Origin of the sequence: Collimonas pratensis (genome assembly GCF_001584185.1) — a bacterium.
GTDB lineage: Bacteria > Pseudomonadota > Gammaproteobacteria > Burkholderiales > Burkholderiaceae_D > Collimonas > Collimonas pratensis.
In genome coordinates this window covers 1-26,709 of record NZ_CP013234.1, presented here as the reverse complement: position 1 = coordinate 26,709, position 26,709 = coordinate 1, and the positions used below count along the sequence as shown (strand labels likewise).

Below are 26,709 nucleotides of genomic sequence, written 5' to 3'. Positions count from 1 at the left end.
GAACAGCTTGCATCGCTGCCGAAGTGCGGCGGCGAGGGCAAAATTTGCGCAGCAAAAACCGTCAAAAAACCGATCGGAACACTCAAAAAAAACCAATGACAGACAAGCATGTCGCCATGCCTGAGCCATGGCCTCCCTATCCGGCATCGATAAGCGGCCAACATCAGACGTAGATGGCAGGTAGACGTCTCCAAAGCCCAACAACATTGTCAATTCTCGTAAAATTCGCCCATTACAGATATTTCTTTTTGGCAATTAAAGCCGCCAGCGAGTATGATTGAATGTGATTTTTATCAATTAGCATCTCGACACAGAATATTGTTAGAATAATATTTTGTTGTTGGCAGTTCAATTCCCGGGGCCCCGCATGAGTAGCTTGCTGCAATCCCTGTCCGCCTTGATCCAGGGCCGGCAGAACAATCGTATTCTTCGGCTGTCCTTCCCGCACGACGACGGTCCGCAGGCCCAGCTGCTGGTCAACAAGCTCGATGCCGTCGAAAGCCTGTCGCGCGATTTCGACTACACCGTGGAATTATTATCGGATGATGCCGAACTAGCCCTGAAGGATCTGCAAGGCAAGCTGTTCTGCGTAGAACTGGTGAGAGCCGATGGCAGCCTGCGCTACTTCACCGGCTACTGCTTCGAATTCCGCCTGCTCCGCACCGACGGCAATATCGTCTTCTATCAAGCCAAGCTGGGCCCCTGGACCCAATACCTGCGCCTGCGCAAGGATAACTACATCTTCCACGGCAAGACCCTGCGCGAACAGATCGACAGCATCTGCGCCGATTACGGCACCTTGCCGGACTGGGATTATCGTGTCGGCGGCACTGATCCGATCATGACCGACGCCATCCAGTTCGATGAGAGCGACCATAACTACGTCCACCGTCGCCTGGAAGCGGCCGGCCTGTTGTACTACTACGAACATACTGACAAGGGCCATAAACTCGTCATCACCGATGACTCGACCCAGGCTGCGGCCATCGACGGCGGAGAAGAAATCCGCTTCCAGCGCCATGGCGGCGCGTTTGAAGAAGACGGCATTGGCGAATTCTCCCCGGTACGGCAGATCGTTCCCGGTTCAGTGTCACTCTCCGGTTTCAATTTCAAGAGCCCGGTGCCGATCAATGCCGGCGTGCCGACCCTGAACAAGCAGGGCAATGTGCAGGATGTCGAATCCTATGAATATACCGGCGCTTATGGCGTAAAAGGTGCCCAGGATGCCGATAAGCTGTCGCGCCTGCGCATGGAAGAGAACGAAGCAGCCGGTAAACACTTTGAAGCCGCGGGGAATAACCGCTATGTCTTGCCTGGACGCTGGTACCGCCTCACCGGCCATTTCTCATCCAGCCCGTTCGCCAGCCACGAAGACGCCGGCAAGAATGAATTCCTGATCATCTCAGTGCACCACATCGCCAGCAACAATTACCTGCAGCAGGCGGATCAAAAGGCCGAGTACCGCAATGAACTGACTTGCCTGCGCAAGACCATCCCCTGGCGTCCCGGCCGCAATTACCATAGCGTCAACACCAAGATCCTGTCTCCACAAACCGTCACGGTGGTCGGTCCTTCCGGCCAGGGCAGCGTTCATACCGACGAGTACGGCCGCATCCGCGTCCAGTTCCACTGGGACCGCATCGGCAACAACGACGAACGCAGCTCGGCCTGGGTGCGTGTCGCCAGTTCCTGGGCCGGCGGAGAACTGGGAGCCAAATCCATCCCGCGGGTGGGTTCGGAATGCCTGGTGCAATGGCTCGATGGCAACCCCGACCGTCCCATCGTCACTGGCAGTGTCTACAACCAGCGCAACATGCCGCCATGGAAGCTGGCGACCCAGCAATCGCTGATGGGTTTTAGAAGCCGGGAACTGACGCCCAACGGCGGCAACCAGGCAGGCGGCAGAAGCAATCACCTGATCCTGGACGACACCAACGGCAAGATCCAGGCGCAGCTCAAAAGCGATCATCAGCACAGCCAGTTGAGCCTGGGCAGCATTACGCGGATCGAAGACAATGCAGGGCGTAAGGATGCACGGGGCGAGGGCTGGGAACTCCGGACTGACGGCCATGGCGTGGCGCGGTCGGCCAAGGGGATGCTGATCACCACCGAGGCCAGAAACAACGCTGCTTCGCACATCAAGGATATGGGGGAGACGGTCAGCCGGTTGACTGCGGCGCGTGACCAGCATGAGTCGCTGGCCGATGCCGCGCAGCAGGCTGGGGCGCAGGAGAAACAGGGGCAACAAAGCGATGTCGCACAAGCGATCAAGGCGCAAAATGATGCAATCAAGGGGCAGGGCACCGGTGAAGAGGGCAGCTTCCCTGAACTGTCGCAACCTCACCTCGTGCTGGCCAGTCCTGCAGGTATTGAGACCACCACCAGCGGCAGCACCCATGTCGCCAGCACTCAGAACACTGCCATCACGACCGGCAAGAGCTTGTCCATCGCCAGTGGCGACAGCCTGTTCGCCAGCATTCGCCGAACCTTCAGGCTGTTCGTGCAAAAAGCCGGCATGAAGATGGTTTCAGGAGAGGGCGACATTGACATGCAGGCCCTGAAGGACAGCATCAACATGCTGGCCAAGCTGAACATCACCCACACCGCCAATCGCATCAGCATCATCGCCAAGCAAGAAGTGGTGATCAATGGCGGCGGCAGCTACGTCAAATACAATGCAGCAGGAATCGAACACGGGACGAACGGCAGTTTTGTCGCTCATGCCGCCACGCACAGCCTGCCGGGACCAGCCAATAAGCCGTTACCGAAATTACCCGAGCCGCCACCACCGTTAAAGGACAATATGGTGTTCAGCTTGTCGCACGTGCCGGCGTCCGCCACCTCGATGTATGCCAACCATCCATACACCCTCTACAAGAATGGTGCAGAGGTGGAAAAAAATGTAGCCGATGCATGGGGACGTGTGAACATCAAGGACATCAAGCCAGGTGACAAGTACGACGTCAAGCTGCCGAACGGCAGCGTGTTCAAGGTGCCGACCCTGGAACAATTCGATAGCGCAGACAAGGTCAAAAAAGATCAAGAACTTGCGTATAAAGGCCTACGCACCGACGGTCTGGGCGACAAGGGCAGATCAGATCAAGCCCGCCGCGGCGCCCAGGCTGGCGATCAAGATGGAGAAGCATGATGAGTTACGACATTCAAAAAAATCTCAAATCCATTCGCAGGGACGAACACATTCCGGCCAGTACCGACCAGCGTGCGCCGCAAGGATCGATGCAATGGTTCTTGGAAAACCGTAGCGATACCCATCCGATCCACAACAACAATGCCTTGCAGTTTTTCATGTGCGGCAAGGAAGGATTCGGCAGCATTGCCAGCGATATTGATAAAGCCAGTCATAGCGTCGATCTCGTGTGCTGGGGTTTCGATCCGGCCATGGAGCTGGTGCGCAAGCCCGGCAAATGGGGCCAGCGCGGCGAGACCTTTGGCGATCTTCTGGCTCGCAAGAGCAAGCAGGGTGTCAAAATACGCCTACTGATCTGGAAAGACCTTGTCGGTTCAGCGAAGCAAGGAAACATGATTGGCTACATCAGTCCAAGCCTCTGGCACACGCCGGATGGCATTGAAAAGCAACGGCTGGATCATTGCATCGCCTGGTGGAAAGGCATCCAATACGGCGAGTATCCGAATATTGAAGTACGCACGCGTTCAGTGCCATCGAGCGATGCCCGGCATAGCCTGGCGAAAAACTTCCCCGACATGTCTTCCACCTTGCTTGAAAAATTATTGACAGAGCAAGTGGCGACCCACCACCAGAAGCCGGTACTGATCGACTATGAGCATCCCGATCCAAGCCGCGCCGTCGGCTATGTCATGGGGCTCAATTCGATTACCGACTACTGGGATAGCTCTTCCCATATTTTCAACGACCATTGCCGCGAGGCCGACTATCTGCAAGACCGGGCCGGCAGCGTCATCCGCAAACCGTATCGCGATTACGCAATACGCGTTCAGGGCGAAGCCCTCTATAGTCTGAACCAGAATTTTTCCAAGGCATGGGATAACGTAAAAACAGAACTGGGCAAACCATTGCTGAATGGAGCTTTACTAGGCTCCCGCGCAAAGGTCAGCGCAGGCAGCTTAAGCAGTTCCTGCACAGCCGGACACCGCTGCCAGATCGTGCGCACTCAACCGCAAGAACAAGACGCCACCATCTGGGAAAGCTACCAGCTGGCGCTCTCCAATGCGATCCAATACATCTACGCGGAGAACCAGTATTTCTTCCTGCCTGAGTGGGCGCAGGGAATCAAGCAGATTCGCAAGGCCAACCAGACAGGTTACCTGAATGGCAAAGTCGTAAAAAAAGACATTCCGGCTTTGTATGTATTTATCGTCATCCCGAATCCAGAAGACCGCGGCATGGTTCCGCGTACCTACTCCACTGTTGCCGAACTCGGGGCGGGAGATCAGTTTCCGACTTATCAAGCGGGGGCAGAACAGGCTACCAAAGTAATTAACACTCCGCCACCGAGTAGAGATTACTACGACGGCGATGTAGGAACGATACCTAATCCTGGCCCACGAGATATTGTGGATAACCAGCACCTATCGGACATCAAGGCGATCCGCAGAGAACTCCAGCAGCTTGGCATAGAGGTGTTGGTCGCCATGCTGCAAAGCTTCGATGACAATGGCGCCAGTAAAAGCAAGAGCTCAGAAGAGCGTTATCGTGAAATTTATATCCATAGCAAACTAATGCTGATCGATGATACTTTCACCACCTTGGGCAGCGCCAATCTAAGCCCCCGTTCGATGGCAGGGGATAGTGAGTTAAATCTAATTACCGAAGATCCCGGTTTTACCAGCAATGCTCGTGCGCGCGTTTGGGGTAATCTTGCTGGTGGTGATCTAAGTGGTGGCGGCGGTTCGCGTAATGAAATTGCGCAAACGCATAAAAAATGGAAAGATCGTATGGATAAAAATTATGGTGGCCAGAGCAATAGTGAAGCTTTCGAAGATGGTAGCTTTATCGTACCGTTCAGGGACACAGGTGGCAGCGCCATGCGGGTTCGTTAATGGAGAAAAATTTTCTACGTTCGTTTTCCCGCAAGCCTTGGTATATACGTTTCGGTTTGCCATTACTTGCCGTCTGCCTGTTGTTAGGTATCGTCCAATTTACATACGAACATCGCCATATCATGTCCAGTCAATTACGTTATAGCCAGCTACCTTTGTTCAATCCTCATCGCACCGAATTTACTTGTATTCAGCAAGCAGCCGTAGTTCCCCCAATCGATCCAGAGGCAGATTTATGGTTTGAAAAGGGTATGGCGGTGACCAGTGAAGATAAGTATGAAGAAGACAAGGACTATAAAACTGCTGCTGCCCTTTGGACGAAAGCGGCGCAGAGAAAGCACTGGAAAGCACAGAACAATCTCGCTGGTTTGTATTTACGTGGTAAAGGCGTTCCCCTAGATGTAGAAAAAGCATTGCAACTGACAGAAGAAGCAATGGCTTGGGGTGTACCCCAAGCATGGGACAACATGGGTAGCTATCACATGCAAGGTGTAGGTGGTCTGAAGCCGGATGCCACTGTCGCGTACGCTTTTTGGCAAAAGGCTGCCGATATGGGAGCGCCAGGAGCGCAGACCCTTTTAGGTGGGCAATTGCTAGCCTCGTACGACAGTCCAAAAAATGGCTTTTGGGCCAATAAAAAAATTGGTCTGCAAATGCTTGAATGTGCGCTGTCTCAAGGTCAGGGCGCAGCAGCGAGAAAACTTGGCTTGGAATATGAACGGCAGAAAACTAGCGAAGGCAAACTTCGCGCTCTAGCCTACTATCAAGACGGAGTGAAATTTGGAGACCAGGACTCCGCAGATGCGCTCGAAATCGCCTTTGAAAGCGGGCCGTTAAATTATGCGGCGCCATTCGTTGACCATGATCGCGAACGCCGCTACCAAGTATTCGGGAAAGCATTGCGTGACAATCCCGATCTGCGTTTCCCGAATTTGGACAAGGTATTGCCGTTACCTCCTGCCAAATTACCGTATTGGGACGGCGAAGAAAATCATTTGCTGGAGGCTGCGGGAGAAGTCCACCCAGTTTCGCCAGAACCAGCGCCTGGCATAGCAAAATAGTTTGATGATGATCGCAAGCTGCCGAGCGAAACAGTTTTATTTTGTCGTTTGACGATACCAATTATGGTACCCGGCTAATGCCCCGATGAAGAGAAAATTCCTATATTCTCTCTCCCACAAGCCAAAGTACGTACGCTTCGGCCTGTTGTTGTTTGCTGCAGTCTTGCTAGTCATCGTCACCCAATTTTTCTACGAGAATCGTCATATTACATCCAGCAAACTGCGCTATACCTCTTTACCATTGTTCCAGCCACATCGTGCTGCTTTCATCTGTATCCAGCAAGCTGCTGTTGTTCCTCCAATTGATCCAGAAGCTGATCGGTGGTTTGAACAAGGCATGGCCTTGACTAGCGAAGATAAATACGAGGAAGACAAAGATTACAAAACTGCTGCAGTTCTTTGGGCTAAAGCGGCACAGCGCAAGCACTGGAAAGCCCAGAATAATCTCGCGGGATTGTACTTGCGTGGTAAGGGGGTGCCCCAAGACTCCGAAAAAGCATTACAACTGACAGAAGAAGCGATGGCTTGGGGCGTACCCCAAGCATGGGACAACATGGGTAGTTATCATATGCAAGGGGTAGGCGGCCTGAAGCCGGATGCCACTGCTGCCTATGCCTTTTGGCAAAAAGCCGCCGAAATGGGAGCACCAGGCGCACAGACACGCTTAGGTACCCAATTGCTTGCTTCGTACGACAGCCCCAAAGAAGGCTTTTGGGCTAATAAGAAAATTGGATTGCAGATGCTGGAATGTGCCTTGGCACAAGGTGATGGACAAGCTGCTTATGAATTGGGCTTGGAATACAAAGTCCGAAAGACTAGCGCAGACAATATTCGTGCTTTATCTTATTACCAAGATGGCGTGAAATTAGGTAATCAAGATAGCGCTGATTATCTTGAAATTGCTTTTGAAAGCGGCCCATTGGGCTACGCCGCACCGTTTGTTGATCATGATCGCGAACGCCGCTACAAAGTGTTTGGTAAAGCAATAGGCGACAATCCCGATTTGCGTTTTCCCGATCTCGAAAAAGTGTTGCCGCTGCCTCCGGCTAAACTGCCATACTGGGACGGTAACGAAGATCATTTACTGGACGCTGCCAAAGAAACCCAATCCGTTTCGCCAAAGCCAGTGTCCGGCTTGGCAGGTTAATTTGCACACGTGACACCCTATGCCATGGCCCCATTCTCCGTACCATCAAGAAGATATAGTCGAACCTGGCAACACCACTTAATGCTTTGCCTTGTTTCTATGGCGTTGTCTCAAGCCGCCTGTTCCAGAGACAGCAATTTACCTCGCAACCAAATTCCCGAACTATTCCATCCACATCGGTCAGAATTTACTTGCAAACACGAATCAACGGTAACGCCGCCCTTGGATCCACAAGCCGAGGCCTGGTATCAGGAGGCAGTTGCATTGGACACACCTGACCTTTGGAAAGACGATCGCAACTGGCCTCGCATCATTGAACTCTATACAAAAGCGGCGGAGCGAAAGCATTGGAAAGCGATGAACAATCTAGCGACGCTATACCAAACCGGCGTATGGGGGTTAAGAGATCCTAATACAGTACTAGTGACTCGAAATTCCAAAGCTGCGATGGCGCTGACTGAAGACGCCATGCGAATGGGTGTGCCACTGGCTTACGCGGTAATGGGCAATTATTATTCCGATGGTTTTGGCGTCAAACAGGATGCCACTTCGGCTTGGGCGTTCTGGCAGCAAGCCGCCGATATGGGGAGCGACTATGCACAATTCACTATCGGGCGCAGTCTTTTGACTAGCCAAGACGCTCCAGAGCGCAGCCGTTGGGCCAATACACCAATAGGTGTGAAAATGCTGGAATGCGCATTTGCGCAAGGAAATGGAAATGCAGCGGAAGAATTGGGAGTACAGTATAAGATCGTCAATAACGACAAACCACACGCACTCTATTATTTCCACGAAGGCGTAAAATTTGGCAGTACTCGAGCTGCGAACTATCTGGCAGACGAATTTGAAAATGCCGAAGGCCTGGCTCCTCATGGCGTAGATCAAGCACGAGCAGACCGATATTGGCTGTTAGGAAAAGCTCTAGCTAACAATCCCAATTTACGATTTCCCAATCTTGATAAAGTCTTGCCGCTCCCACCTGCTAAACTGCCTCACTGGAACGGCAACAAAATTGATTTACTCAACGCCGCTAAACCGGCCTTATAACCATGTCCCTCACAATCATTACAGTCGGCGATGATACCGACCACGGCGGTAAAGTCATCAGCGGCTCACCTACCCACGACATCGGCGGCAAACCCATTGCGCGCCTTGGCGATGAGGTTAACTGCCCGCAGCATTACCCCGATGGCCGGCCGCACGGCATCAATAAGATCGTCACCGCGCATCCTACCTTTACGGTTGGCGGCGTTCCTGTCGCTGTGCAAGATTGCCTGACGGAGTGCGGCTGCAAGCTGATCGGCAGCGCGCATGCGTCTGTCGGTTAAGCAGATAACCGTCTGGCAAATCTGTAAACCCGCACCATGACACTAGATCAAGCAGCCATCCTGCAAGCCACCAACCTGACTTTCCATTATCCCGGCCAGGAACTGTTCAGCAACTGGTCAGCCGCCATCCCCGCCGGCGTCACGCTGGTGCGCGGCGGCGATGGGCGGGGCAAGAGCAGTTTGCTGCGTTTGCTGGCTGGCGATCTGGCGGCGCAGGGTGGACAGCTGGAAATCAAGGGCGTACGCCTGGACGAGCAGCCGGAGGCCTATCGACGCCAGGTATTCTGGGTAGATCCGCGCTCGGAGGCGTTCGACCAGATGACGGCGCGCGAATATTTTGCGTCCTTGCATGGTGCCTACCCGGGCTTTGACGATACACAGCTGCCAGCGCTGGCGGAAGGGCTATCGCTGACGCTACACCTGGACAAGAAGCTCTACATGCTGTCTACCGGCAGCAAGCGCAAGGTGTGGCTGGCGGCTGCGTTCGCTGCCGGCGCCGCGATCAATCTGCTGGATGACGCGTTTGCGGGGCTGGACAAGGCGTCCATCAATTTTGTGGTGAAGATGCTGAACCAGCTTGCCGGCGATCCGGGGCGGGCGTGGGTGATTGCGCTGTATGAGGCGCCGGAGGGAGTGGGGTTGGCAGCCGTGGTGGACTTGGGCGATTGAGGCCAGGCAGCTGGCCGCAAGCTCAAATTGCAGGTGGATTGACCAGCGTATACGAACACAGCACTGATTAATGCTTGACTTCAAGTTACCTTTAACTTGTATCCTGGCTCGTCACGCAACTTCCAACCTGGTTTCAGTGGCCAGGTCGATGGAATGTTATTGACGCACAATTCAAGGAGACGCTATGGAAGCAAGCTTTTGGCATCGAAAATGGGAACGGGGCGAAATCAATTTCCATGAAAGCGAAGCCAACCCGTTACTGACAACACATTTTGAAAAACTAAACCTGACAAAGGGCAGCCGGGTCTTTCTGCCCTTGTGCGGCAAGACGCGCGATATTGCATGGCTGCTTGCCAACGGTTATCGCGTTGCCGGCGCGGAGTTGAGCGCACAAGCCATCAACGATTTGTTCAAAGAACTTGGCCGGGAGCCGGCAATATCCACAGTGGGAAAATTGTCGCGCTACAGCGCTGATGATATCGACATATGGGTGGGCGATATTTTCGAGGTGTCTGCGGATTATCTTGGTCCCGTAAATGCGATATACGATCGCGCTGCGTTGGTCGCGCTGCCCGCTGGCACTCGACAGCTATATGCATCTCACCTGATGCAAATAAGCGGCGCGGCGCCGCAGCTGCTGATCACTTACGAATACGATCAATCCGTGATCGATGGCCCGCCGTTTTCGGTGGACGAGGACGAAGTAATCCGGCATTACGGCGCAGCTTATCAATTGCAGTCTCTTGAAACCAAGAATATTGCGGGCGGGTTGAAGGGGAAGGTTGCGTCAACGGAGACTGCCTGGCTCCTTCAGAAAGCCAACAGACAAAACGTTAAAGCGCAGCCGACGGCGTAATGCCGCTCCGTCAAGACCGAGCGGATTTTAATTTGCGAAAATTGGCAGGGTAGGAAGTTGTGATCGCGCGGAACATCGGTCAATCGAGGAGTGCGCTCAGCGTGGGCAGAAAATCTGCCCACCCTACGAACCGCTAACGCAGCAATGACGCACGCCTTCACTAAACGACGCTACAGCCGGCGGCGGCAATTTCATCAGCCCGCCGCGACATCGGCGCCGCAGTGTATTCTACCGTCATGGATTCCCTCATAGCCGCCTCCGCCCGTGCTCTCGCCGCCGGCGACGCGCTCGGCGCTCTCAAACGTGTCGCCTTGCGCGACGATCCGCCGGCGCTGGCCTTGCGCGGCATCGCCATGGCGCAGCTGGGCGAGCATCCGCGCGCCCGTGAGTTGCTGCGGCGTGCCGCCCGTGGTTTCGGCGCTCACGAGGAGCTGGCGCGAGCGCGCTGTGTGGTGGCCGAGGCTGAGGTGGCGCTGGCGGTACGCGATCTTGGCAGTTCGCCGCGCGCACTGACGGCGGCGCTGGTCACGCTGGAGGCGCACGGTGATCATGCCAATGCGTTGCAGGCGAGGCTGATCGCGGCGCGCAAGCTGTTGCTGCTGGGCCGCCTTGACGAAGCCGAAGCGACACTGACGCAACTTGATGGACATAGCCTGCCGCCGTCGCTGGCGGCGGTGGCCGAACTGGCTGTGGCGGAACTGGCGCTGCGTTCGCTGCGCGTAGACACGGCGCGGGCAGCGCTGGCCCGCGCACACGAGGCAGCCGGCCGCGCGCGCGTGCCGGCGCTGCTGGCCGAGGTGGCTGAGGCGCTGACCGCGCTTGAACGTCCAGCCGCCCGGCGCCTGTTTGCCGGCGGCGAGCAGGCGCTGCGCCTTGACGAGGTCGCGGCGCTGCTGGCTTCCGATGCGCTGGTAGTCGATGCCTGCCGTCGCGGACTAGGCGTCGGCGCTAGCAATGCCTGGCAGTCGCTGGCGCGGCGGCCGGTGCTGTTTGCCCTGGTGCGCGCACTGGCCGAGGCGTGGCCTGGTGATGTCGACCGGGAAGCCTTGATTGCGGCTGCATTCAACACCCGTCACCCCGACGAGACACACCGGGCGCGCCTGCGGGTCGAGATTGGCCGCCTGCGCGCGCTCGTCGCAGAACTGGCGCAAATCGAGGCCACTGCCCGCGGTTTCGTACTCAAGCCGCTAGCCGAGCGCACCGTGGTGCTGCTGGCGCCGCCCATAGACGGCGAGCAGGCCTCGCTGGCGGCGCTGCTGGCTGACGGCGCGGCCTGGTCGACCTCGGCCCTGGCGCTGGCCCTGGGGGATAGCCAGCGCACCGTCCAGCGCGCGCTGGCCGAGCTGGAGACGGCCGGACGGGTGCGCTCAATAGGGCGGGCACGGACGCAGCGCTGGCTGTCGCCGCCGCTGGCGGGATTCACGACAATCTTGTTACTCCCCGCCTCGCTTCAGATGGAATAGAGTTCTCTTACGGCGCCGCTTCCCGGCGCGCTATAAGTCAACCGCAACAACCGCTAGGAGACAGCGATGACCCGCAAAGCCAGCACCCCCGGCAATGACCAACCCCAGGCCAAGGCGCGCCTGGCCGAGATCGTGCGCGAATACGGCCCTTTCGCCGGCGTCGACCAGGTAGCCGGCGTGACCCATGACGGCCAGCGCGTCTGGGCCGCCACCGGCGCCAGGCTGATCGCCTTCGATCCCGACAGCGGCGAACAAACCCGCGCGCTGGACTGCCCCTGCGACGCCGGCACTGCCTTCGACGGCACCCATCTTTACCAGATCGCCGAGCAGCGCATCGACAAGATCGATCCCGCCAGCGGCAAGGTGCTGGCATCGATCCCGGCGCCTGGCCACGGCAACGACTCCGGGATGGCCTGGGCCGAAGGCAGCCTGTGGGTGGGCCAGCACCGTGACCGCAAGATTCACCAGATCGATCCGGCCACCGGCGCCATCCTCCGCACCATCGAGTCCAACCGCTTCGTCACCGGCGTGACCTGGGTCGACGGCGAACTGTGGCACGGCACCTGGGAAGGCGACGAGAGTGAAATTCGCCGCGTCGACCCAGCCAGCGGCGCCGTGCTTGAGCGACTGGAAATGCCGCCCGGCATCAACGTCAGCGGGCTCGAATCCGACGGCGCCGGCCTGTTTTATTGCGGCGGCGGCGGCACCGGTAAGGTACGCGCCGTGCGGCGTCCGAAAGCAGCCGGCTAACAATCACCGCAGTAGCACGTCGGGCAGGACTGCCTCTTCGGCATAGCCGAGGGACCTCGTACGCCCATCACATTCAGGCGCCGTCCTGAGCAACCCTGATCCAAGGAGCATGACCATGAAGCTGTACTACATTCCGTCCGCCTGTTCGCTGTCGCCGCATATTGTCGCCAACGAGCTTGGCCTGAGCATCGAACTGGTGAAGGTCGACAGCAAGAGCAAACGCACCGAACACGGCGACGACTACCTCGCCATCAATCCCAAGGGCTATGTGCCCGCATTGCAGCTGGACGACGGCCGTGTGCTGACGGAAGGCCCGGCCGTGGTGCAATACCTGGCCGACCTGAAGCCCGATGCACATCTGGCCCCCGCCAACGGCAGCATGGCGCGCTACCGCCTGCAAGAGATGCTGGGCTATATCAATTCAGAGCTGCACCAGGGCTACCTGCCCTTGTTCTACCCCGAGACCAGCGATGAAATGCGTGCCGGACGCATGGCCCATCTGCGCAAGCACTATTCGCTGCTCGATGCCACGCTTGGCTTCACCCCATTCCTGGTGGGCGAACGGTTCAGCATCGCCGATGCCTATCTGTTTGTGGTGACGCGCTGGGCGGCGTTCGTCAACCTCGACCTGGCGCCGTTCCCGCACTTGCAGGCGTTCCAGGAACGCATCGCGACCCGCCCAACTGTACAAGCAGCGCTGCACCGCGAACAGCCGATAGCCGCCTGACCCCTTTGCCATCCGTTGTAGGGTGGGCACCTGTGCCCACGCTGTACCGCCCCTGGCTATCCATCCCGGACTGCGCGTCCCGCCATTTCCGCGTGGGCACAGGTGCCCACCCGACGAGTGATAGATGGACAAGAGTTGTCATCATTTAAGGAAGTATCAATAGGAGCAGATCATGAACACCACTATTTCCGAAATAAAGAATCATCCCGTGATCTCCAGCGAGCGCTGGGTAAGCGCCCGCAAGACGCTGCTGGCGCGCGAAAAGGAATTGATGCGCCTGCACGACCAGGTCGCCCGCGAGCGGCGCGCGCTGCCGTGGGAGCGCGTCGATAAGGATTACGTATTCGACACTGCCGAGGGCCGGCGCACGCTGGCCGAGCTGTTCGCCGGCCGCCGCCAGCTGCTGGTGCAGCACTTCATGCTCGGCCCCGGCTGGGAGCAAGGCTGCCCGAGCTGCTCGTTCATGGCCGACCACACCGACGGCATGAACGTCCACCTGGCGCAGCGCGACATCACGCTGGTCGCCATTTCACGCGCACCGCTGGCCGAGATCGCACGCTTTCGCCAGCGCATGGGCTGGCAGTTCGACTGGGTGTCCTCGCGCGGCAGCGATTTCAACTACGACTTCAACGTCAGCTTCACGCCGGAAGAGCGGGCCAAAGGCGAGGTCAGCTACAACTACGTCATGCAGCCCTTCCCGCACGAAGAGGCGCCCGGTGTCAGCGTGTTCTACAAGGACGACGCCGGCGACATCTTCCACACCTACTCGACCTACGGCCGCGGCGTAGAAGTGATGATGGGGGCGTACAACATGATGGACCTTACGCCCGAGGGGCGCGGCGAACGGGACGTGCCGCACAAGATGGAATGGGTGCGTCACCATGACCGCTATGAGGTGGCGCCGGCGGCCGCTTCTTCCTGCTGCGCGCATACCTGAAGCGTGAGCTATCCGAGCGCATCATGTCAAATCTTTGGCCATGGCTGGCAGTGGCAGGAGTCGGCGCCCTGCATGGGCTGAACCCCGCCACCGGCTGGATGTTTGCCGCCGCCTGGGGTGTGCGGTCAGGCGACCGGGTGCAGGCGTTGTGGGCCCTGGCGCCGATTGCGGCCGGACACGCCGCATCGGTCGCGCTGGTGGCTGCTGCGGTAGCGCTTGGGCTGGGGATGGATCGCAGCGCGCTGCAAGTCGTGGCGGGCGTGCTGTTGGCGGGCGTTGTGGTGTATCACTTGCTTGGCCGGAAAGCCAGGCGGGCGCGGGTACCGGCGAGTCACGCCGGGCTGGCGCTCTGGTCCTTCATGACGTCCACCGCGCACGGCGCCGGTTTGATGCTGGTGCCGGCGTTCATCCCGCTGTGCATGGCAGACACGCCGGCGCGCGAGATCACTGCATCCGGTTCGCTGATGCTGGCGCTGGCGGCAGTGGGGGTTCACACTGTGGCGATGCTAGCCGTCACCGGCGGGATCGCCTGCGGTGTCTGCAGGGGCTTTGATGACGGCGGGCGCTTGCTTCAGAAGCTTAGACGAAAGCTGCTTCCGGCGGCAAACACATGATGATTTAACCCAACCCTGCTTAAGTCCGCACAAATGCCAAGAGCGGACCATAGTCTCTATTATCTGCTGCCCGCAATGCCGCGATGTAAGCAGCGCGCGTATCTGACGCATCAACGAGGTTCACGCTACCCCATGTAAACGGCTGCACCCCGCAGTAGCGCAAGAAACAGTCCGTGAACAGGCGAGCGTGCCTTCCATTCCCGTTGGGAAATAGATGGATGAGAACCAGTTTGTGGTGCAATCGTGCCGCCTGCTCGTCAATTGGATAGGTGTTCAATTCCCGCCAGCATTTGACATCCTCCAGGAGATTATGCAGGTCGACACTGATCCTGGCTGGATCCACCCCAATGGACTTTTCAGTCTTGCGAAATGTCCCCGCCCATCGCCAGGTCTTATCGAGCATGCGCTTGTGTAGCTGACGCAGATCGCGTTCGTTCAGCATATTTTTTCGAATACGAGACTCCGCCCAAGCCTGCGCCTGCAGGATGTTGGCCTGTTCGTATTCATCCAGCTCGCGCTTGAGCGTGATATGCCGTGGGATCAAGCCAGCAAGTTCGTCCGGATCCAATGGGGTAGCGCCTGGCGCATGCTGTTGGCCGAGTCCTACTCCCATAGGTGCTTCCAATTTGTTGCAAGCAAACTGGTTTGCATTTTGGAAATTTCCTTTTTGTCCACTTTCTGCGTAGGCGCCTGGTCCTCTAGCCGCATCGTATGGAAGACGCGGCTGACACGCTGACGTGCGATAGCTTCTGCCTGATTCTCAACGCGCTTTTTCAAGGAACTGCGTGGTACAAGGACGTATTGGAGATCGCAGTCCATGGCGTCAGCCGCTCGCCGCAGTGAGTGCAGCGTGATCTTGTCTGCGGCTTCGGATTTTTCAAGTTCAGCCAGGGTACTCTGCGTTACACCTATGCGCGCAGCCAGCTGACGCGTCGTCATGCCCAATGCGGTGCGTATGGTCTGGATCCAGCCGATCGACGGGCGCGACGGCACAAATGCCTGTTTCACGGCACTATCGACTTGCGACAGCCGCAGTTTTTGAATGTCCATTTTGATAGTCTATACCCGGTTGAATTAATATAAATTGAATGGCTATACCCGGTCAATTTATATTAATCTTACTGCTTACAGCCGTTCAATACAATAAATTGAATCGGGTTTAACCAGTTTGTTGTAAACCACGCCGCCCCCCTCTTTTTTTAATCCATGCATGTGAATAGATAAGACAACCGGAAATATTTCATCAATCGCCTATAAACGATCAATATCACATAAATGTATCGGGTATACCCGATCAAAATTTACACTTGAATATCACTCCAATATGCTGTTTGAGGCCGAAAGATTTGAATCTCGTTTAACCAAACCCGCCAGTTGGGAAGATTGCGCCTTTCGCTACTGCGATTTCGCTCACATAAATAGCCAGGGCGGTAGCATTGACTCGATTTTTGTCGGCTGCACATTTGAAAATTGCGAATGGTATTGGGGAATCTTCAACCTCGCCATCCTTGTACAAGTGAAGTTCAAGGGTTGCACATTTCGCGGCACCGCATTCTCGGGGTCCAAATTTGTCGAATGCGAATTTACAGATTGTGAATTCACAATGGACAATTTAAATGGTGAATGTTCCTTTGATGACGTAGCTTGGTACAAATGCCGGCAAGATAATTGCAAAGGGCTAGAAGGCGAGTTCCGAAACAAGCACTAAATACCCGGCCTCCGAGATCAACACGACTCAGCCAACGCCACAGCATCCGCCCCGGCAACAATACGAACCGGACTCGTCGGATCGTTCGCCGCACGCCACACCGCTTCCGCCACATCCTGCGCCCGCGTAACAGCAGACGACTGCCCCCATCCCGCAAACACGCTCTTTGCCAAATCGGCGTAAGCCTCGGGGATGCCGCTCTGCATCCGGGGCTGGGCGTTTTCACCGAAGCGCGTCTCTGGCGCCCGTCCCGGCAGCACCAGGCTCACCCGCACATTGAATTGCCTGAGTTCCAGCGCCAGCGACTCGGTGAAGGCGTTGATGGCCGCCTTGCTAGCGGTGTACACGGAGAGCAGGGGCAGCGCCCTCAAGGTCACGCTCGAGGTGACGTTGACGATAACGCCGGCCTGGCGTTGCCGAAACTGCGGCAGCACCGCCTGAGTCATCGCCATCGTGCCCAGGGTGTTGGTCTCGAAGACGTCGCGGGCGGTTTCCATCGTGGTGCCTTCGAGGGCGCCCAGCATGCCGATGCCGGCGTTGTTGACCAGGACATCGATAGGTCCGGCCTCCGCCACGGCCCGGCGGATGCTGTCGGCATCGGTGACGTCGAGGGCGAGCACGCGCAAACGCTCGGAGCGCGGCAGCAGGTCTTCGCGCGGGGTGCGCATGGTGGCGATGACTTGCCAATCGCGGTCGAGGAAATATTGGGCGGTTTCGAGGCCGAAACCAGATGAGCAGCCGGTGATGAGGACGGTTTTCATGGGGGGACTCCTGTAGTTGGTGTGCGGTACATTGACTATAGCGGCCCGCAACCGGACGTACTACAATCAGGAGTCCATGTTCCATTAGCAGGAGTCCAGTCATGGTCGATCCCCTCGCGGAAGTTGTCACACTGCTCCAACCGCAAGCCAAGTTCTCGAAATTCGTCAGCGCCGCAGGCCCCTGGCGGGTGCGCCGCTCGGAAGCCGGGCAACCGTTCTACGGCGTGGTCCTCGACGGCGCCTGCCGCCTGGCAGCCGACGGCCAGGAGCCGATCGACCTGAAGAAGGGCGACTTTGTCCTGATCCCCGCGGCGTATGGCTTCACGATGTCCAGCTTCGCGCCGGTAGCGGAGGACTTCAATAGCGAACCCGTCGCGCTGCCCCATGGCGAGTTCAGGCTAGGCACACAAAGCGGGCCGCCTGACGTGCAGATGCTGATCGGCTACTGCGTCTTCGGCTCGCCCGACGCGGCCTTGCTGGTGTCGCTGCTGCCGCAGCTGTTGCACGTACGCGGCGAAGATAGGCTGACCAGCGAGCTTAGCAACAGGCTGACCACACTCGTGCAGCTGGTAGGAGACGAATCCCGCGTGCAGCGGCCCGGGCGTGAAGTCATCCTGGCGCGCCTGCTGGAGGTGCTGCTCATCGAAGCCCTGCGCTCCGCCGCGGGAACGGCAGCCTCGCCCGGCCTGTTGCGCGGGCTGGCCGACGAACGCCTCGCGGTGGCGATACGGCGCATGCACGAGAGCATGACCCGGCCCTGGACGGTGGCGCAGCTGGCGAAAGAGGCGGCGCTGTCGCGCTCGGCGTTCTTCGAGCGCTTCAGCCGCGCGGTGGGCATCGCGCCGATGGCCTATCTGCTGGCCTGGCGCATGGCGATGGCCAAGGATCTGCTGCGGCGGAAGGAAGGAGGCGTTGCTGAAGTGGCTGAACGGGTTGGCTATGGTTCTGCAAGCGCGTTCAGCGTTGCGTTCACGCGGCATGTGGGATTGGCGCCGACGCGTTATGCGCGAGAGGTGGATTATCCCCATTCGTGATGTGCATATAGAAAGCAACTTTCTATACATATCAATTTGAATATGTATAGAAAAGTCGTTTTTTTATACATATGGGTGTCGACGCATATAGAAAATAACGCAGTTTTCCCGTCCAAATATTTAGCCCCTCTTGAAAAGCGCTGCCTGCATCTGGGCAAATAAACCTCCAACCGACATCACAAGGTAGTCGGCGTAGCCGTCGGTGGCCAGCGTCCTGGCGACCGTTGACGAATCGATGAAGCGCATCATCTGCGCCTGGAACTGAGGGCTCTTGACGATCTGCGGGATTTGCTTGATCGCGGCCTCCAACAGCCCGGGGTAGTCCACCACACCGTAGTCCTCGATCTTGGAGAGCACCAGCTCCGGGACCAGCTTGGCGCCGCGCGTCGCCATCCACGCCAGATCCCAGATGTCGCGGTGGCGGATCTTGGCCGAGTCAAGTCCCACCGGTTGACCTTGGTTGTCCAGAAGCGAGGTCGGAAACGCCAGCACTTTGTCCGCCATGATCTCATCGAGCGATTCAGCGTTGACCAGCACCACGGGCATGCCGCCCAGGAAGTCGTAGTTGGCCCGAAGCGGCAGCAGCTCACGGGTGTAGGCAGGGATGCTCGCGATCTCCAGCTTGATCTTCTGTCCCGGCATCGCGGAATTTTCCGGTGAGGTCTCGATCGAAATCCACCACTTGTCGACGCGGACATGCTTGATCCCGTCGTCGCCGACCTTGGCCGGCTTGTTGTTGACCGTAACTTTCAGGCCGAAGCGCTCGCCGATGCGCTTCTCCACGCACTCCTTGATCTTCTGCATACTGTCGGCCGAAAAGTCCTTGCCGCCAGCGAAATCGAGGTCCTCGCTGAACCGATCCGACCCGCGGCACAGCCGCAGCGAGGTGCCGCCTTGGAACACCAACCCTTTGAGCAGCCCCTCGGCATCGAGCGCCTGGAAGATCTCGTAGTGCAGCAGCTCTTTCTCCACCACCGGCCGCATCGCCGATAGCCCCGGGTTGGCCATGGCCAGGTCGACAAGCGCGTTGAAATCCTGCTGGTCCTCGCTCATGCGTTTTCTCCTTGCAGCTCGTCCTCGAGCTCGCTGCGATCGATCATGTTGGCGTTGCGGCCCACGCGCAAGAGATCCCGGATCGCCGCTTGCTTAGTGGCGATGCGAAGCGGCCGGCCCTTGGCCTGCATCGTGCGCTTGATGATCTCTGCGGCGCGGCGCTTGGTGTGCGTGAACTCGATCGTCCCGTAGGGGGTGTCGACCACGCCGCTCTTCCCCGTCGTCATCACCGTCATCCGGTTGATCGGAATCTGCGAGATGGCCCCATACTCGGACAGGATCGACTCTAGGCTGACATAGGAGAGGCATCCAGGGCGCAGCGCCCTGGCGATCTCTTCGGCGATCCAGCGGTTCTTGCTCGTCGCGGCCGGGTTCAGGTAGAGCCCCTTGGCCACTCGCTGCAGGAGGCCGTCGGCGACCATCCGCTGCAAGGACTTCTCCATCGCCTTCTCGCTCTCGTCGGGAAAGAGCTTCTCGATGTCGCGCCGGGCCAGGACATATACCCCGCGCCTATCGAGCTCCAAGAGTTTGTGGATCAATTCGATTTTCTTCATAAGTCACCTTCAACCCGATTTTAAAGTAGGGAATTGGTAGACTTAGTATAAATCCACAATGCCAAAAATTCAATATGTATCCTCTTTCCCTATTTTTTTGTAGGGATTTAGGCTACTTGTTTCATCGCGTCGATTTTGGCTGGCGTTTCCTGGACGCTCTGCTGACCATCGAAGTTAACTGGAGAATAAATAGTTAGTGGAGAAAATTTCTTTTACCTGCGGCTCAATGGTAGAAGGGATGAATGCCTCAACCGTCTGCAGGGCATCGCGACGGTGCAGTCGAAATCTTTTTTGGGTAATGCGAGCGTATCAGTATTCCTCACAGACGGCACCTGCAACGAGACAGTAAAATGTGCTAGATCATGCTCGTAAAGATGCAAACTGTCACATATCTGGACATATGAGCCGACCTCTATACCTAGCCAACCTGCCATAATTTCTTGCAAGCACGTGAATTGAACGACATTATGGGGAGTTCCAAGATAGAGATCATTACTGCGAGTTAGCCTCCAAAAATGAACAATGAATCGAATGAAAAAGAATTAACGCTAAAAATTCTATTCGGGCTATAACAATTTAATTTTTCAATTTTCCGGTAGCGTATTGGCTGCTCAAGGATCTTCGCGATGAGGTGCCAAGCATTAGCCCCGTGAAAGTCAGAATGATTAGAGACCTCCTTGGAATGCGGGAAGCACAATCAGAAAAACGGCCTGAATCCTTCAGGCGATTGAAGCGTCGCAGAAAAGAGGAGGCCACTATGTAAAACGGGACAAACCTTGCGGCTTGCCCCGTTCTGTGGAGCATCAGTCGATACCCCAGATTGGCGTCTTAAGTATCAACAAGAACTCGCGCCTGTTCCGGCCCCAGGAATACAACCGCGAGCCCGGGCCGTAGATTCTTGCATTCGTATTTTGCATCGAAGTCCAACACATGTGCTAGGCGATATACCTTGGCTGGCCACAGCTTTTCAGAAAAATCCTGATTTACCCATCTTGTCGAAAACAGAAAAATTACGATTGACAGCAAAAGGAATGCAATCGATTGGAATGGGGGGAGCTCATATGTACCTTGACTGGAAAATCTAGACTTGATCCACTCAACCGCATGAAGCGCATGGATAATGGCAAACAAAGCTACGACAACTAACAAAGGGTAGGAATATTGAAAAACCAATAATCCAGCGACAATAGCTCTAGTAAAAGGCAATGCCGATGCGTCAACAGGAAACACTGCGTTAATCAATGAAGAGGCTTGACCCGTACGCATCCGACTCTCTCTAGTATCCATCAAGGCTAAAAATTGGCCGGATGTCTTTTTTGTGTCGTAGACACAAAAAAAGGCCAACCCACTTAGGCTGACCTTTCCGCTTCAAAGATTATTTCACTATCTGCGTCATTAACTTTTCACTTACTTGGCACAGATTTCACTTTCCGTGTCATCCGACAAATCAGACATCAATATTCCCAGCCTGCAGCGCATTCAACTCAATAAACGCCCTACGCGGTTCAACATCATCCCCCATCAGCGTCATGAAGATCTGATCCGCAGCAATAGCATCCTCAATCTGCACCTTCAACAAGCGGCGCACAGTCGGATCCATCGTGGTTTCCCACAGCTGCGAAGGATTCATCTCGCCCAGACCTTTATAGCGCTGCTTGCTGACGCCGCGTTCGGCTTCGTCGCGCAGCCAGGCCATGGCTTGGTGGAAGTCGATGATGGCTGATTCTTTGACTTTTTCGCCGGCGCCGCGGCGGATCAGGGCGCCTGGGCCGATCAGGCCCTTGAAGGTTTCCGCGGCGTTGACCAGCACTGTGTAATCCGGGCTGGCGACGAAGTCGCTGTCGATGGCGCTGACCTTGATGTTACCGTGGTAGCGGCGCTGGATGCGCAGGGCGTGCTTGTCGGAGAGTTCGTCGGATTTGACGACGACTTGTACCGATGGCTCGTTGATCGAGGCTTGCAGGGCCTGGGCCGAGGCTTCGGCGTCGGCCAGGGTGTCCAGCTTGAGGGTGACGCCGGTCATGATGGAGGTGAGGGCGGCGCCGTCTACCGCGCGGGTGAGGCGCGTGATGATGGAGTTGGCCATGTTGTACTGGCGCACCAGTTCGGCCAGGGCCGGGCCGCTGATCGGCAGCGCGCCTTCGCTTGGGACCAGGGCGGCGTCGTTGAGGGCGACCTGCATCATGTAGGAGACTTCTTCGGCGTCGTCCTTGAGGTAGCGCTCGTCCTTGCCGTGCTTGACCTTGTACAGCGGCGGCTGGGCGATGTAGATGTGGCCGCGCTCTACCAGTTGTGGCATCTGGCGGTAGAACAGGGTCAGCAGCAGGGTGCGGATGTGGGCGCCGTCGACGTCCGCATCGGTCATGATGATGATGCGGTGGTAGCGCAGCTTGTCGGCGTTGAATTCGTCGGCGCCGATGCTGGTGCCGAGGGTGGCGATCAGGGTGGTGATCTGTTCCGACGACAGCATCTTTTCAAAACGGGCTTTTTCGACGTTGAGCACTTTACCGCGCAACGGCAGGATGGCCTGGAATTTACGGTCGCGGCCCTGCTTGGCGGAACCGCCCGCGGAGTCACCCTCGACGATGTAGAGTTCGCACAGCGCCGGGTCTTTTTCCTGGCAGTCGGCCAGTTTCGATGACAGGCCGAGGCCGTCCATCACGCCTTTGCGGCGCGTCAGTTCGCGCGCCTTGCGGGCGGCGTCGCGGGCGCGGGCGGCTTCGACGATCTTGCCGCAGATGATCTTGGCGTCGTTCGGGCGTTCTTGCAGGTAGTCGTTCAGCGTCTTGGCGACGATTTCTTCTACCGGCAGGCGCACTTCGCTGGAGACCAGCTTGTCTTTGGTTTGCGAGCTGAATTTCGGCTCTGGCACTTTCACGGACAACACGCAGGTGAGGCCTTCGCGCATGTCGTCGCCGCTGGTTTCTACCTTGGCTTTCTTGGCGAAATCATGTTCTTCGATGTACTTGTTGAGCACCCGGGTCATGGCGGCGCGCAGGCCGGTGAGGTGGGTGCCGCCGTCGCGTTGCGGGATGTTGTTGGTGAAGCAGAGTACTTGTTCGTTGTAGGCGTCGTTCCATTGCATGGAGACGTCGACGCTGACGCCGTCTTTTTCGCCGGTGGCCTGGAAAATCGTCGGGTGCAGGACGCTCTTGGCTTTGTTGATGTATTCGACGAAGCCGCGGGTGCCGCCTTCGAAGGCGAAGTTTTCTTCCTTGCCGGTGCGCTGGTCGGTCAGCTTGATGTGCACGCCATTGTTGAGGAAGGACAGTTCGCGGATGCGCTTGGCCAGGATTTCGTAGTGGAATTCGACGTGGGTGAAGATTTCTTCGTCGGCCCAGAAGTGGACTTCGGTGCCGCGCTTGTCGGTGTCGCCGATGACCTTGATCGGCGATACCAGCATGCCGTCGATGGTTTCGGTTTCGCGGTTTTGCGGCACGCCGCGCACGAATTCCATGTAATGCACTTTGCCATCGCGGCGGATGGTCAGCTTGAGCAGCTTGGACAGGCCGTTAACGCAAGACACGCCCACACCGTGCAGGCCGCCGGATACCTTGTACGAGTTCTGGTCGAACTTGCCGCCGGCGTGCAGCTCGGTCATGACGATTTCGGCTGCGCTGCGTTTCGGATCGTGCTTGTCGTCGAACTTGATGCCGGTCGGCACACCGCGGCCGTTGTCGGTGATCGAGATCGAGTTGTCGGCGTGGATGGTGACGTGGATTTCGGTGCAGTGGCCGGCCAGCGATTCGTCGATGGAGTTGTCCAGCACTTCGAACACCAGGTGATGCAGGCCGGTGCCGTCAGAGGTGTCGCCGATGTACATCCCCGGGCGTTTGCGTACCGCTTCCAGGCCTTCGAGAATTTGGATCGAGGACGCTCCGTATGCATTGGGTTGCGGCTGATTGGTGTTATCTGGGGCTGATGACATGGCTACCTTCTGAAAAGCTTACTTCGGAACTACATATATTGGGACTGGATGCTACTTTTACAAGCAATGCTGGGGGGCACGCGCGTGGGCAGAAAAGCTTGCCCACCCTACGGCTTTTACCAGCAACCGTAGGGTGGGCACCTGTGCCCACGCGGTGTGCCGGAGGCCGTTGCAGCGTGGGCACGAGGTGCCCACCCTACATCGGCTAGATTCGCATTGGCATTACTACGTACTTGAAATCGGCGTTTTCCGGCACGGTGATCAGTGCCGAGGAATTGGCGTCGCCGAGGGCGATGTTGACGTTGTCGCCCTTGAGGTTGTTGAGGACGTCGAGCAGGTAAGTGACGTTGAAGCCGATGTCGACGCTATCGCCGCCGTAGTCGATTTCCAGTTCTTCGATCGCTTCTTCCTGGTCGGCATTGGTGGAGCTGATCTTGAGGCTGCCTGGTGTCACTACCCAGCGCACGCCCTTGAACTTGTCGCTGGTCATGATGGCGGCGCGTTGCAGGGAGCGCAGCAGCTGGTCGCGGCTGATGGTGAAGTCGTTCTTGTAGCCCTTCGGCACCACGCGGGTGTAGTCGGGGAACTTGCCTTCGACCAGCTTGGAGATCAGTTCGATATCGGCGAACGACAGCTTGACCTGGTTGTTGGCGATTTCGAGCTGGACCGGTTCGTCGGTTTCTTCCAGCAGACGCTGCAGTTCGATGATGGTCTTGCGCGGGATGATGACTTCCTGGCGCGCGAACTCTTGCTCGGTGGCGACCTGGCAAAACGCCAGACGGTGGCCGTCGGTGGCGACCGCAATGACGTTCTTGCCGTCGAGGACCAGCAGCAGGCCGTTCAGGTAGTAACGGATATCCTGTTGCGCCATCGAGAAGTGCACCATGTTGAACAGGTGCTTGAGCGTCTTTTGCGGCAGGGTGACGGTGGCGTTGTAATGGTCTGCCTGGGCGACTGTCGGGAATTCTTCGGCGGCCAGGGTTTGCAGCGCAAAACGCGACTTGCCGGACTGCACGGTCATGCGCTTGTTGCTCAGGGTCAGCGAGACTTCGCCGGTGTCTGGCAGGGCGCGCAGGATGTCGAGCAGCTTGCGCGCGGCGACGGTGGTGGCCGCTACTTCGCTGCCGCTGCCGACCTTGGCGTTGGTGGTGATTTGCACTTCGATGTCAGTCGACAGGAAAGAGACCTTTTCGCCGTCTTTGCGAATGAGGATATTGGCCAGAATCGGCAATGTGTGCCGACGCTCGACAATACCGCTCACGATCTGCAGTGGCCGGAGAAGGGTATCTCGGTTGGTTTTGACCAATTGCATAGCTATATCCTTGTTATTTAAAAATCAAATATTGCTGCTTGCTGTATGCCTGAATGCGTACGGGTTTAAATGCTTGGTAAGCAGTCTGTAAATGTAACTTAAATCGACCCTCTACGGACCCCTCCGGGCCGGAAATCTGCGCCGCTGTGACGATTTTTTGCGATTGTAAGTTGCCATATTAGCAATCCGTGCGATTTAACCAAATCAGCAAAAAAACCACAGTTTTCAGATTAGGCTGAAATTACCTTATACAAACTTATCCACAGGGCGACAGGCAAAGTGCACAATCGCCCGAAATGTCAAAATCGGACCGAAATCAGGCCGAAATCACCCCTTCAGGGTTTGCTCCAATACATGCAATTCATGGTTGCATTCCGGATTCTTGGTACGGTCGCCGGCGATCTTGCGGACCGCATGCAACACCGTGGTGTGGTCGCGGCCGCCGAACAGTTCGCCGATTTCCGGCAGGCTTTTCTGGGTCAATTCCTTGGCCAGGTACATCGCAATCTGGCGCGGACGGGCGATATTCGCCGGCCGCTTTTTCGAGTACATATCGGCAACTTTAATGTTAAAGAAGTCCGCAACCGTCTTCTGGATATTCTCTACCGAGATCTGGCGGTTCTGTACCGAGAGCAAATCTTTCAGTGCATCCTTGACAACATCGATGCTGATGTCTTTGCCATGGAAACGTGAGTAAGCAAGAATCTTGCGCAGCGCGCCTTCCAGTTCGCGGACGTTGGAACGCAGGTGTTTGGCAACAAAAAATGCCACGTCGTCAGAGAAGGTGACGCCTTCGGATGCTGCTTTTTTAAGCAGGATCGCGACCCGCATTTCCAGTTCCGGCGGCTCGATGGCGACCGTCAGGCCGGAGTCGAAACGCGAAATCAGGCGGTCATCCATGCCGGTGATTTCTTTTGGATAGGTATCGCTGGTGATGATGATTTGTTTCTTCGCTGCAATCAAAGCTTCGAAGGCGTAGAAGAATTCTTCCTGGGTGCGGCTCTTGCCGCCGAAGAACTGGATGTCGTCAATCAGCAACAGATCAAGCGAATGGTAGTAGCGCTTGAAATCGTCGAAACCCTTGCGTTGGTAAGCAGTCACTACGTCGCGAACGTACTGTTCTGCGTGGATGTAGCGGATCTTGGAGTTTGGATTGTCGGCCAGCAGCTGGTTGCCGATGGCGTGGATCAAATGGGTTTTGCCGAGGCCGACGCCACCGTACAGGAATAGCGGATTGTAGGAAACGCCCGGATTATTGGCGACCTGGATCGCTGCAGCGCGTGCCAACTGGTTGGCTTTTCCGGTAACAAAACTGTCGAAACTCAATGCCGTATTGATACGGGACTGGTCGCGCCGCGCGGTGACGGCTGTGTTCTCGGTCTGCACTTCCGGCAGGCGGTCGAAGTTGCTGTTGCCATAACTGCCGCCGCCGGCAGCCGACGACATCGCGCCGGACTGCTCGCTACTATTATTAGTGTTGGCGTGCGCCACCGGCATGCTGGACATGGACGGCGCCGGGGCTGCCTTGCGCGGATCGAGCACGAACACCACTTCAACCGGCGCTTCCCAATATTGGTGCGCCAGCGTGGTGATGCGGCTGGCAAACTGCGTTTTGACCCAATCCAGCTTGAAGCGATTCGGTGCGGCGATACGCAACCGACCATCCTCGTAGTCGAGGGGCGCCAGCGGTTTTATCCACGCGCTAAATTGTTGAGGCGTCAATTCCTGCTCCAACTGGGTAGAGCAGCTCTGCCAGAAATTTTCCAT

The 26,709-nt window shown here is 57.0% G+C and carries 24 protein-coding genes; 15 read left to right on the top strand and 9 right to left on the bottom strand.

Going from position 1 to position 26,709, the window contains the following annotated elements; translation table 11 throughout:
* Positions 1–367: 367 nt before the first annotated feature.
* From CPter91_RS00120 to CPter91_RS00060, 13 genes are all read left to right on the top strand, one after another.
* A complete protein-coding gene (locus tag CPter91_RS00120) occupies positions 368–3,148 on the top strand; it encodes a type VI secretion system Vgr family protein (RefSeq protein WP_082792475.1) in 2,781 nt (926 codons plus the stop codon).
* The gene (locus tag CPter91_RS00115) at positions 3,145–5,040 is read left to right on the top strand and encodes a phospholipase D-like domain-containing protein (protein ID WP_082792474.1); all 1,896 of its coding nucleotides are present in this window, start codon (positions 3,145–3,147) and stop codon (positions 5,038–5,040) included. The genes CPter91_RS00120 and CPter91_RS00115 overlap by 4 nt, the downstream gene beginning before the upstream one ends.
* Positions 5,040–6,101 (top strand): SEL1-like repeat protein, encoded by a 1,062-nt coding sequence (locus CPter91_RS00110; RefSeq protein WP_150119583.1) that lies wholly within the window; start codon positions 5,040–5,042, stop codon positions 6,099–6,101. Before CPter91_RS00115 ends, CPter91_RS00110 begins: the two co-directional genes overlap by 1 nt.
* A gap of 85 nt (positions 6,102–6,186) precedes the next feature.
* Positions 6,187–7,248: a tetratricopeptide repeat protein gene (locus CPter91_RS00105; RefSeq protein WP_082792473.1), complete on the top strand. Its 1,062-nt coding sequence runs from the start codon at positions 6,187–6,189 to the stop codon at positions 7,246–7,248.
* Between the two features lie 222 nt (positions 7,249–7,470).
* Positions 7,471–8,295, top strand: coding sequence for an SEL1-like repeat protein (locus CPter91_RS00100; RefSeq protein ID WP_061935346.1), 825 nt, complete (start codon positions 7,471–7,473; stop codon positions 8,293–8,295).
* 2 nt (positions 8,296–8,297) lie between these two features.
* On the top strand, positions 8,298–8,576 hold the full coding sequence (locus CPter91_RS00095) for a PAAR domain-containing protein (protein WP_061935343.1): 279 nt from the start codon (positions 8,298–8,300) through the stop codon (positions 8,574–8,576).
* A 36-nt stretch (positions 8,577–8,612) separates the two neighbouring features.
* On the top strand, positions 8,613–9,245 hold the full coding sequence (locus CPter91_RS00090) for an ABC transporter ATP-binding protein (RefSeq protein ID WP_061935340.1): 633 nt from the start codon (positions 8,613–8,615) through the stop codon (positions 9,243–9,245).
* A 184-nt stretch (positions 9,246–9,429) separates the two neighbouring features.
* Positions 9,430–10,101 carry a thiopurine S-methyltransferase gene (gene tmpT, locus CPter91_RS00085; RefSeq protein WP_061935336.1) on the top strand — a complete coding sequence of 224 codons (672 nt, stop codon included), beginning with the start codon at positions 9,430–9,432 and terminating at the stop codon, positions 10,099–10,101.
* Between the two features lie 236 nt (positions 10,102–10,337).
* Complete coding sequence (locus tag CPter91_RS00080; protein ID WP_061935333.1) at positions 10,338–11,564, top strand: hypothetical protein; 1,227 nt, start codon at positions 10,338–10,340, stop codon at positions 11,562–11,564.
* A gap of 66 nt (positions 11,565–11,630) precedes the next feature.
* Positions 11,631–12,314 carry a Vgb family protein gene (locus CPter91_RS00075; RefSeq protein ID WP_061935330.1) on the top strand — a complete coding sequence of 228 codons (684 nt, stop codon included), beginning with the start codon at positions 11,631–11,633 and terminating at the stop codon, positions 12,312–12,314.
* A gap of 115 nt (positions 12,315–12,429) precedes the next feature.
* Positions 12,430–13,041: a glutathione transferase GstA gene (gene gstA / locus CPter91_RS00070; RefSeq protein WP_061935327.1), complete on the top strand. Its 612-nt coding sequence runs from the start codon at positions 12,430–12,432 to the stop codon at positions 13,039–13,041.
* Between the two features lie 172 nt (positions 13,042–13,213).
* Positions 13,214–13,978: a DUF899 domain-containing protein gene (locus tag CPter91_RS00065; protein WP_061935324.1), complete on the top strand. Its 765-nt coding sequence runs from the start codon at positions 13,214–13,216 to the stop codon at positions 13,976–13,978.
* A 23-nt stretch (positions 13,979–14,001) separates the two neighbouring features.
* A complete protein-coding gene (locus CPter91_RS00060) occupies positions 14,002–14,592 on the top strand; it encodes a hypothetical protein (protein ID WP_061935321.1) in 591 nt (196 codons plus the stop codon).
* A 19-nt stretch (positions 14,593–14,611) separates the two neighbouring features.
* Here CPter91_RS00060 and CPter91_RS00055 read toward each other — a convergent pair whose 3' ends face one another.
* Both CPter91_RS00055 and CPter91_RS00050 read right to left on the bottom strand, forming a co-directional pair.
* Entirely contained in the window at positions 14,612–15,160 is a 549-nt protein-coding gene (locus CPter91_RS00055) for a mobile mystery protein B (RefSeq protein WP_236905908.1), read from the bottom strand.
* Between the two features lie 35 nt (positions 15,161–15,195).
* Entirely contained in the window at positions 15,196–15,642 is a 447-nt protein-coding gene (locus CPter91_RS00050; protein ID WP_061935315.1) for a mobile mystery protein A, read from the bottom strand.
* 274 nt (positions 15,643–15,916) lie between these two features.
* On the opposite strand from CPter91_RS00050, the gene CPter91_RS27650 reads away from it, so the two are divergent.
* Complete coding sequence (locus tag CPter91_RS27650; protein WP_061935312.1) at positions 15,917–16,300, top strand: pentapeptide repeat-containing protein; 384 nt, start codon at positions 15,917–15,919, stop codon at positions 16,298–16,300.
* A 17-nt stretch (positions 16,301–16,317) separates the two neighbouring features.
* Here the strand turns inward: CPter91_RS27650 and CPter91_RS00040 are convergent, their stop codons facing one another.
* Entirely contained in the window at positions 16,318–17,061 is a 744-nt protein-coding gene (locus tag CPter91_RS00040) for an SDR family oxidoreductase (RefSeq protein ID WP_061935306.1), read from the bottom strand.
* Positions 17,062–17,162: 101 nt separating this feature from the next.
* Between CPter91_RS00040 and CPter91_RS00035 the strand changes: the two genes are divergently transcribed.
* Positions 17,163–18,095 (top strand): AraC family transcriptional regulator, encoded by a 933-nt coding sequence (locus tag CPter91_RS00035; protein ID WP_061935303.1) that lies wholly within the window; start codon positions 17,163–17,165, stop codon positions 18,093–18,095.
* A 120-nt stretch (positions 18,096–18,215) separates the two neighbouring features.
* On the opposite strand, the gene CPter91_RS00030 is transcribed toward CPter91_RS00035, so the two are convergent.
* The 6 genes from CPter91_RS00030 to dnaA form a co-directional block, all read right to left on the bottom strand.
* Positions 18,216–19,148, bottom strand: coding sequence for a nucleotidyl transferase AbiEii/AbiGii toxin family protein (locus tag CPter91_RS00030; RefSeq protein ID WP_061935300.1), 933 nt, complete (start codon positions 19,146–19,148; stop codon positions 18,216–18,218).
* Positions 19,145–19,702 carry a type IV toxin-antitoxin system AbiEi family antitoxin gene (gene abiEi, locus CPter91_RS00025; RefSeq protein WP_061935297.1) on the bottom strand — a complete coding sequence of 186 codons (558 nt, stop codon included), beginning with the start codon at positions 19,700–19,702 and terminating at the stop codon, positions 19,145–19,147. Before abiEi ends, CPter91_RS00030 begins: the two co-directional genes overlap by 4 nt.
* A gap of 212 nt (positions 19,703–19,914) precedes the next feature.
* Positions 19,915–20,226: a thymidylate synthase gene (locus CPter91_RS27645; protein WP_417924869.1), complete on the bottom strand. Its 312-nt coding sequence runs from the start codon at positions 20,224–20,226 to the stop codon at positions 19,915–19,917.
* 923 nt (positions 20,227–21,149) lie between these two features.
* Positions 21,150–23,630: a DNA topoisomerase (ATP-hydrolyzing) subunit B gene (gyrB, locus tag CPter91_RS00015; protein ID WP_061935290.1), complete on the bottom strand. Its 2,481-nt coding sequence runs from the start codon at positions 23,628–23,630 to the stop codon at positions 21,150–21,152.
* 205 nt (positions 23,631–23,835) lie between these two features.
* Entirely contained in the window at positions 23,836–24,942 is a 1,107-nt protein-coding gene (gene dnaN, locus CPter91_RS00010) for a DNA polymerase III subunit beta (RefSeq protein ID WP_038483788.1), read from the bottom strand.
* Positions 24,943–25,269: 327 nt separating this feature from the next.
* Complete coding sequence (dnaA, locus tag CPter91_RS00005; RefSeq protein ID WP_061935286.1) at positions 25,270–26,709, bottom strand: chromosomal replication initiator protein DnaA; 1,440 nt, start codon at positions 26,707–26,709, stop codon at positions 25,270–25,272.